This window comes from Acinetobacter sp. YH12099, assembly GCF_013419195.1.
Taxonomy (GTDB): domain Bacteria; phylum Pseudomonadota; class Gammaproteobacteria; order Pseudomonadales; family Moraxellaceae; genus Acinetobacter; species Acinetobacter towneri.
On record NZ_VPAP01000018.1, the window covers coordinates 39,108 to 49,093 of the forward strand.

The 9,986-nt window shown below is 42.6% G+C and carries 3 protein-coding genes; all 3 read left to right on the forward strand.

Going from position 1 to position 9,986, the window contains the following annotated elements; genetic code table 11:
* Positions 1–48 precede the first annotated feature (48 nt).
* The 3 genes from FTU39_RS10695 to FTU39_RS10705 all read left to right on the forward strand — a co-directional run bounded on the left by FTU39_RS10695 (position 49) and on the right by FTU39_RS10705 (position 9,517).
* Positions 49–543 (forward strand): hypothetical protein, encoded by a 495-nt coding sequence (locus tag FTU39_RS10695; RefSeq protein WP_004842529.1) that lies wholly within the window; start codon positions 49–51, stop codon positions 541–543.
* A gap of 29 nt (positions 544–572) precedes the next feature.
* Complete coding sequence (locus FTU39_RS10700; protein ID WP_180052166.1) at positions 573–3,305, forward strand: DUF11 domain-containing protein; 2,733 nt, start codon at positions 573–575, stop codon at positions 3,303–3,305.
* 119 nt (positions 3,306–3,424) lie between these two features.
* Positions 3,425–9,517, forward strand: a complete 6,093-nt coding sequence (locus tag FTU39_RS10705; RefSeq protein ID WP_180052167.1) for an SdrD B-like domain-containing protein — start codon at positions 3,425–3,427, stop codon at positions 9,515–9,517.
* Positions 9,518–9,986: the final 469 nt, after the last annotated feature.

Below are 9,986 nucleotides of genomic sequence, written 5' to 3' on the forward strand. Positions count from 1 at the left end.
TGGTAAATGTACTGTTCAAAAATAAAAGAGAAGACTAGGAATAATTGAATGGCGTATTTGAACAATATGTACAAGAAATGTTTGCTTGGTACTGCGGTTCTTGTTTTGGCTGGAAGTGTATTCGCTGAGCCTAAAACGACAAAAGAGCCCGTTTCAGTAGAACTCAAAACTTTCCTGATCAGTGCAGGCACTGATGGGAAACCAACCTCAAAGCTGGTGACCAAGGTAAAACCCAATGATGTGATTGAGTATCGGGCAACCTATACCAATAACACCACTGCGAAAATCAAGAATCTGGCTGCGACTTTACCGATACCTGTAGAAACACAATTTTTGGCAAAGTCTCAGCCAGAAAATGCTGAAGCAAGTACTGATGGTACACATTTTGCCCCAATGCCTTTAAAACGCAAAGAGAGTAATCAAATGGTGAATGTACCACTGAAAGATTATCGTGCATTGCGTTGGACCATTGCAGAGCTTCCAGCTGGAAAGTCTGTGACGGTTTCTGCTCAAACACGCGTAAATAGTGAAAAAACTAACTAATTGGCATTTTACATATAAGGGGTAAAATAATGTCAAACCGTCTACAACTTACACAACTTGCGGCTTCTATTGCTTTGGTTGCAGGTAGCGCAGCTTTCATTTCATCTGCACATGCCGCCGCGCCAGCAGCAGGTACAAGTATCAGTAACGTTGCATCTGCAACCTATACCGATAGTACGGGTGCAAGTAAGTCTGTAAACTCAAACATTGTAACCACAACAGTTTCACCTGTTGGAAGTATTACTTTGGTTGCAAACCGTACCGCAACTGCCAACCCGAACGCCTTGGTCTCTTTATCACATACCTTAACCAACAATGGTAATAGTAGCGATACCATTACTTTAAGCGTGGCGAATATTGCTAATGCTTCTGGTGCTGCTGGTGATGACTATGACTTTAGTGGCCTTAAAGTCTATCGGGATACCAATAATGATGGTACACCTGATGGGGCACCAATTCTCATTGGTGCTGCAACGGGTACAATAACTCTGGCAGCAGGTCAGTCGATTAACCTGATTGTTGAGGGTACCACAGATGCAACAGCCGCTGCGGGTGCAGAGGGTCAATGGACGTTAACTGCGACCAGTGGTCAGACTGATGTTGTGACTGGTGGAGCACTCAGTGCCAGCAATATTGATACCGTGACCATTATCAATGGTGCTGTCATTAGCTTGACGAAATCGGCCAGTGTCAGCTTGATTGATGCAACCAAGTCTGATGCTGAACGTGAAGTGACCTATACCTTGGTGTATAGAAACACGGGCAACAGTACAGCAACCAATGTTCTGGTGACTGATAAACTAGATTCTAGATTAGAATATGTGCCAGGTACTGCCAAGCTGATGAATGTTAGTCAAACAGATGCCGTTGATGATACGGCTGGTCCTGGTTTTGTTGATAACTATAAGATTGTTGGCGATACTTTAACCTTAAAGATTCCATCTTTAGCACCAAATACCACAGGTACATTGACCTTTAAAGCACGTGTGGTGCAAAACACTGATCCAGCCTTGATTAGAAACACTGCGGAAGTTGATCCTGGTACAGGAACCAAGACACCATCTAACGACAACTATGTTGAAGTTGCAAAGATTTTCAAAGGTACCATTAACGATAGTGATAGCAATAACTATGCCGATGGTGCAAACCCTGGTGCTCCTTTAGATAACAAGATTACCATTGCTGATCTACTCCAGGGCCAGGTTGCTGTGTTTGGTACAGCAGCAACTGAAAAGATCGTAATCCATAACACAGGTAATTTCGCCGACGAGTTTAATGTCTCTGCGACCAACATCACTTTACCAAATGGAGCTGGCACTGGTATTGTGACTCTATATAAGGCAGATGGTGTAACGCCATTTACCGAAACAGGTAGTATTGCCAAAGGTGGTACTTATGAGCTGGTGGCAAAAATCACCTTGCCTGCAACTTATTCAGGTAACACACCGCTGACTGCAACTTTATTGGTAAAACCGAAGTCAAACCCAGCTCAGATCGCTGATACTTTGGATTTGATTATTACCAAAGTTACCCCTGCAACTGTGGACTTACATAACGGTAATAACACTGATCAAGATAATGCTACTGGTACAGTCGGTGCTACTGTCGGGACAGGTAAGGATGCCAGTCAATATGCGAATGAAGCATCAGTTCTACCAGGTAACTCGGTAACATTCCCATTAAGTGTAGATAACCTCGGTTCAGTAAGCGATAACTTCAATTTATCGCATAACTTGCCAGCAGGCTGGGATGTGAAGTTCTATCAGGTGGCGAATCCTGCAGAGACAGACCCAGCTAAATGGATAGCAACAGGTTCACCAATTACCAATACTGGCAATATTAACCAGAGTGGTAATACTAAACTGGTTGTTGTTGTAACGCCACCAGCAGGTGCAACAGCAGGTGGTGTAGATGCGAACTTTACTGTGAGATCGGCATCAACCAATTTAACCGATACCTTATCGAATAGAGTGACCGTTCAGGCAGACCGTAAACTGGTTCTAAATCAGGATCGTATTGGTCAGGTTGCACCAGGGGGTACAGTTGTTTATAAACACACTTTAACCAACAATAGTAACTTGGTTGAAGGTGCAACCGCAGCGGGTATACCATTTACTTTAACTAGTTCAAATACTGACTGGGCAGCCAGTTTGTATATCGATGTAAACAATGATGGTTTGATCGATGCGAATGATACGCTAGTCACAGGAACTGCTCTTACATTCCCTGGTAATGCTGGTATTGCCAAGGGTGCTACAGTCAACTTACTCGTTAAGGTTCAGGCACCAGTCAATGCAACTGTGGGTACGCAAAATCCAGTGGTATTGACGTTCTCACCAGTTCAGTATAATGGGCAGAATCATCCAGTACTTACAAACACTGACTTGACCACAGTCACTGCAGGTCAGGTACGTTTGGTGAAAGATCAGTATCTTGCTAACTGTGCAAATGGTACACCAATTAGTGGAACTTATACACAGGCAACAGTAAGTGCGAAGCCAGGTGAGTGTGTACGTTATCGCATTGTGGCAACCAACGAAGGTAATGCGAATGTAACCAATGTAGTGATTAGCGATAATACGCCGTCATATACTACATTGAAAGCAGTTGCAACAGCAGGGACTGAATCTCCAAAAGCAACCAATGCAACACTTGGCGGTATTTCTGCTGATGGTACAACAGGTACAATTTCAGCAACTCAGTCTACTTTGGCACCGAATGCTAGTTCTTCATTAGAGTTCGTAATCAAAGTTGATGAGTAATACTTATTAACATTAATGTAAATCAATAATTAAAGATGTGAACATTTGCCTAGGCAGGTGTTCATCTCAAATAAATTTTTAAGATTTTTTTAGACTATTTTAGTTAAGGGTACGGCGCTGTGCTACAACAGAAGCAATCTAACGCATTCCATAACATGACATTCATGTTATCAACGTTGACAGTATCAATATTGTCAGCGCAGTACGGTTATGCAGCGAATATGCCTGAAGTGGGTAGCTCTATCCAGAATATCGCCTATGCAACTTATGTTGCACCCGATGGTAAACCCCAACAATCAGTTTCAAATACCGTCGAAATCAATGTTTCTGCTCTTTACGCAATTGCTTTAACTACTCCACCAGTTCAGGAAATTGAACCAAGTACCCGTGTTATTTGGGCAAATACCTTAGTTAACAATAGTAATGCGCCTGTCAATGTACAACTAGAAGCGTTAACAATAAATGAACTAAGCAACGTTAAAATTTATGTAGATACCAATAAAAACGGTCAATTCGACACCGATGATCAACAACTGACAACCAATGTTGCCTTGGCGGTAGGCCAGAGCGTTCATTTGTGGGTCGTTGCAACAGCAAGTGCGACATTGACTGAAAGTCAGCAGTTAAATTTACCAATAAAAGCCACACTGGTTGAAGATAATAGTGTAATCGCAACGGCTACAGATAGTGCCATCAGCTATGGCCCACAACTGGTTGCAACCAAAGAGGTTGTCCAGAAAACTTTTGAGCCATCAGCTAATGCCAGCTATGATCTTAACTATACCTTGGCCATCACCAATCAAGGGAAAAAAGCGGCAAGGCCTGTGGATGTGATGATCGATGGTCAGGCACAGAAAATGGTGCTTTTAGTTGATGATCTGCCTGCCAATACAACATTTAAGTCTGCACAGTTAAAAAATACGCAGGCCAAGGTTTTGTATAAGCAAACAGGCAATAACTATACAACGACCTTGCCAGGTGATTTAAGCAAGGTTGACCAATTGGTGGTTGGCTTTCCACAAATAGACACCAATACAACCGAACAGGTTGACCTTACGGTCACAATGAACCGTAACATTGCCAAAACAACGGTTAAAAATACTTATAAAGTTTCGTATGCAACCACAAATAGCCAAAAAGAGGTATTGTCTAACCCTGCCTTAACAGTGGTGGGTGGTATAGCAGCTGTAACCAATAAATCTGGTGATTTCCAAAATGTCTTGACTACGGGCAGCGTGAATAAACCACTTTATCTTGAAGCGCAAAATGCCAGCTGTAATGCGGACCGTTATACTGCGGACAAGGTAAAGATTAAGATTAAATCAACCAAGACAGGTGATCTTGAAGAGGTCATTGGTGTAGAAACTGGCCCGAATACAGGCGTATTTCATTACACGCTACCAACCGCATTTGCGGAAGTTGGGGTTTCTTATGATTCATTATTACAAACAGTCAAACGCGATCAAGTACAAGTTAGCCTGACGGACTGTCTGGATACGCAGGGTAATTCAACCCAGACATTTACCGATATTAGTACTCAGGTACTTATGGATCCATATGGAACAGTGTTTGATGCCAAGACAGGTTTACCTGTGGCAGGGGCAACCATAACCTTATTAGACCAGAATGGCCAGCCAATTGCGGACAATATTGCATACAAACTTGATGAGCAGACTGGAGAACTGGTTACAATTCCAGCTAAGCAGGTCACCAATAGTGAGGGTGAATTTATTTATCCCCTTGTTAAAGCAGGAACCTACAGTTTTGTTGTGGATACAACCACAATTCCTGGAAATACACGTTATAGTTTTGTCAGTGATAAATCTGTTTATCCAAGTTTCCCTGCGGATAAGGCTGTTGATCTGGAATGGTCTTATGCTGGCAAATTCACCTTAAATAATGGTGATCCAGCACTCAATATTGATATTCCAATTGATCCTGATTTGACTGTACCAACCTCGCCGTTATTTGTACAAAAGGTTGCGACCAATAAAAACTCGGAAATCGGTGAGTTTGAAGAATATACCGTGACGGTTGCCAATCGTGGCACGGTGGATTCCAAAGATGTTTCGATTACTGATACCTTGCCTAGAGGCTTTATCTATGTTCAGGGTTCTATGCGTATCGATGGCACCAAGGTTGCTGACCCATTAGGTGGAAAAGGTCCTTATTTGAAACTTGGTTTAGGTACACTGACTCCAAGTAAGGAAGTTAAGGTTCAGTATCGCGTCTATATTGGTCCAAATGCCTTGAATGGTGATGGCATTAACCGTGTTCGGGCAAAAGATGGTCAGGGAATCGAATCAAACGAAGCATCTGCAAAAGTAGAAGTAACTCCTGGCGCAATGATCTCTGATGGCTTTATTGTTGGTAAGATTTTTACTGACTGTAACCGTAATGGGGTACAGGATGCAGGTGAAGTCGGTGTGCCAGGTGTGCGTATTTACCTTGAAGATGGTAGCTATGTGGTGACTGACAGTGAAGGTAAATATGATTTTTATGGGATCAGTGCCAAAACCCACGTTCTAAAGGTTGACCGTACCAGTTTGCCAGTTGATTCTGAGTTGGTGTTAATTGGCAATCGTCAGGCAGGTGATCCAAATAGCCGTTTTGTGGATTTAAAACGTGGTGAACTACATCGTGCCGATTTTGCAATTGCCAATGGTACAGGACAATGTTCGCAAGCCTTATTGCAACAAATCGCAGAACGTAAAAAACGCATTGAACAGGACAACACCAATTTAGAACAGGTGTTACGTTCAGACCTTACCATTGATCCAGTTTTTTCCAAGATTACCGATGTTAAAGGTCAGCCAGCAAGTGGTTGTATCTCGGCACAGGGAATCAGGGCCAATTGTAACCTTGATTTTTCCAAGGAACAGGCTAAGGAACTGAAAGAGGTTACTTTTGAACCAGAAAAATCTGGCGTTGCTTCTTCAGTTGCCTTGCCACTGACTGAAACATTGGCAGCAACTGAGAGTGTGCCAGCCGAATCCACTCAAGCTGCGAAACTGCTTAGTCTGGAAACAGTGCTGGAAAATGCTGCCAATAATCAGCTAGAAATTATCAACTTAAAAGATGGGCAGCTTCTTGGTTATGCCCAAACAGCGGTTCAGGTTAAGGGTGCTGCTGGCACACAACTACAACTGTGGGTAAATGGCACACAGGTTTCTGAGAAACGCATTGGTAAACGTGCAATATTGCCTGACTTACAGGTTGCAGGTCTGGATTTTATCGGTGTCGATCTTGCTGTGGGTAAAAACAGTATTGAAGTTCGTCAAGTCGACATGATGGGTAATGTTCGGGATAGCAAACAGGTCAATGTGATTGTCCCTGACCAAATGGATAAGCTGTTACTTGAGTCAGCCAAAGTACAGCCGCAAGCCAACGGCCGTGATTATTTTAACGTGACCATGAAAATTGTTGACCGTAATGGCACATTGGTTTCTACCAGAACTCCAGTTACGCTCGACAGCTCGATTGGTAAAATTGAGTTGACTGACCTGGACCCGAAACAACCTGGTATTCAGGTGTTTGTTGAGGGCGGTACACTTGTTGTGCCAATAAAGGCGCCAATTGAGGCGGGTGAAGGAACGCTGTCGGTTGAAAGTGGTATTTTTCATAGCAGTACACCAATACGTTTCTTACCTGATTTACGTCCGATCATTGCAGTTGGTTTGGTAGAAGGATCAATTAACTTTAAGAAATTTGACCCGAAACAGTTAAGCAATGTCGGTTCGCAGGATGGGTTTGAGGAAGAACTGCAAGAGATTTCATCATCGGACAATGGCAAAAGCAATGTGACAGGGCGTGCAGCCATGTTCCTGAAAGGGAAAGTCAAGGGTGAATATCTACTGACCCTTGCCTATGATTCTGACAAGGATAAAAACCAGCGTTTGTTCCGTGATATTCGTCCAGATGAATATTATCCAGTTTATGGTGACTCGGCAGCGAAAGGTTTTGATGCACAAACAACCAGTAAGCTGTACGTGCGTGTGGATAAAGGCCGTTCTTATGCCATGTATGGTGATTATGTCACGCGTACCGAAAATGATGAAGGGCTGGCTTTAGGTCAATATAGCCGTTCATTAACAGGTGTTCGTGGGGCTGTCGAAACAGACCGCTATAAAGTAACGGCCTTTGCTGCGCAGACCAATACGCAACAGGTGACCAATGAACAACGTGCCATGGGGATTTCGGGTCCGTATAGCATGGGCAATGTCAATACCGATGATGTGCTTGCCAATAGTGAAAAAGTTGAGGTAGTGACCCGTGACCGCAATAATCCAGGCCTGATCATTTCGCGTAGCACTTTGGCACGTTTTACCGATTATGAAGTGGATACCTTTAGCAACAGCATTTACTTAAAAGATCCTGTACCAAGTGTTGATGCTGACCTGAATCCAGTCTATCTGCGTATTACGGTGGAATCTGATCAGGGTGGGGATGAATACACGGTTGGTGGTGTTACAGGCTCAGTGAAGCTGCTTGATCAGGTGAAAGTGGGTGGGGCTTATGTAAAAAGCAATAATCCACTGACGCAGGACCAGTTGGCCAGTGTCAATACCGTGGTGAAATTTGCCGACAAGGGTAAATTGATTGCTGAGTTTGCCCGTTCTGAAAATATTAATGACGGTTTAAACTCTTTAACACAGATTAACACCACATCAGATGCAACAGGTAAATTGTCTGGAAATGCGGCTCGCGTTGAACTGAACTATGCCTATAAGAATATGGAGCTGAAAACCTACCATAATCAGGCAGATACAGGATTCTATAACACTGCGGCACCAATCACTGCTGGACGTAAGGAAAGTGGTATAAAAGGGCGTGCGCAACTGGGTAAGATCGGTTTGGCAAAACTGGAGGCTATCCGTACTGAAGATTTGCAAAGTGGTGTCAATCAAGGTGTTTCTGCCAGTATTGAACGTGCGATCAGCCGTATTGTAGCAGTTGAGCTGGGCCTGAAATATTATGATGAGTCTGAGAATCCAGCACTGTTGGGGGCTTCACAAACATCGCCGTATCATGGTTTAACCGCACGTACAAAAATCACCACACAGCTTCCTTGGCAGGGTTCAAATGTTTTTGCTGAATATGAGCAGGATGTTTCCGAAGCTGAGCGCCGTATTTTTGCCTTGGGTGCGAATTACCAGATTAATTCAAAACTACGTGCCTATGGTCGCCATGAGTTGGTGTCCAGTATTCAGGGACTGTATGACCTAAATAACAATCAGCGTCGTAATGTTACAGTGTTTGGTCTGGACAGCAAATATAACAATAACGGCACAGCGTTTAGTGAATATCGTGTTCGTGATGGTATCAGCGCTCGTGAAGCTGAAGCTGCAATCGGTTTACGTAACCGTTGGGAACTGGAAAAAGGCTTCTATGCAACCACCAGTTTTGAACAGGTGAAGTCATTGTCAAAAGCAGATACCAATAACCAAAATTCGGATAACACTGCTGCATCTTTAGGTGTGGAATATCTGGCCAATCCAAACTGGAAAGCTGTTGCGAGAATTGAAGCACGTTGGGCTGACCAGTCTGACACCATCCTGAATAATCTGGGTATTGCCTACAAATATTCTGATGACGTGACTTTATTGGCGAAAAATGTAGTTAGCCTGACTGACAGTAAGAATGAGAATAGTGGTGATCGCCTGGTTGATCGTTTCCAGGTGGGTGCTGCCTACCGTGACACTGAGCACAATCGTTTTGATGCGCTGACCAAGGTGGAGTACCGCTATGACAGTAACAAGTCAGATTTAAATAATCCATACCTAAAGCATGTCTATATTTTCTCAAATCACTTGAATTATCATCCAAGTCGCGATATTACCCTTTCAGGCCAATATGCGGTTAAAAATGTGGACACCACGTTCTCTGGTTTGGAGTCAAGTGGTATGACACATATGCTCAGTGGTCGGGCAATGTATGACATCAATGAACGTTGGGATGCGGGTGTTCATACAGGTGGATTGTGGTCTAATATGAGTTCGGGGAAACGTATTCTATTGGGTGCTGAAGTAGGTTATTTAGTTGCTGTGAATTTATGGGTTTCAGGGGGATATAATTTCTCTGGCTATAAAGATGATGATCTTGTAGATAGCGATACTACGCTTCAAGGTGCATATGTGCGTTTTAGATTTAAGTTTGATGAAAATTTATTTGAAAATAGAAATATTACTAGCAATACCAGAGGTGCATTTTAATGAAAAAGCTTTTCAAGTGGAGCTAACGTAGGTTGGCTTTATTTTATTGCACAAATTGGATTTCCAATTTTATAATCCTAATGTTAAAAAATAATCTATGGTACGTTCTCCATTGATGGACATATTCCATTCTTTTTATCTATTCAATTAAAATATATTATTTCACTGTTTAAAATAAAATAGGTTTTTCAACATTTCTCGTAGAGTCATAATTGATGAAATTGAGATGCAAATTCAAAACTATGCAAGTCCATATTCTTTTTAGTTTGTTTATTTGGTGCAAAGCCAAATGAGGACACGCCCTAGATAGTAACCTTTATTTATTATCATATGACTTCTACCGGTAATACCCCCATTTTTAATTGAATTAATGGGTAGAAAATCTAAAGCCTTGTTATTGTTTAAAAATAGGTGGACAACCATTTACTGACATATGAGGTCGTTCATGATTATAAAAGTACTGCCAGTC

Excerpts from the sequence above, each read along its gene's own strand:
- FTU39_RS10695 (WP_004842529.1), top strand. The coding sequence starts at position 49 with ATGGCGTATTTGAACAATATGTACAAGAAATGTTTGCTTGGTACTGCG.
- FTU39_RS10700 (WP_180052166.1), top strand. The coding sequence starts at position 573 with ATGTCAAACCGTCTACAACTTACACAACTTGCGGCTTCTATTGCTTTG.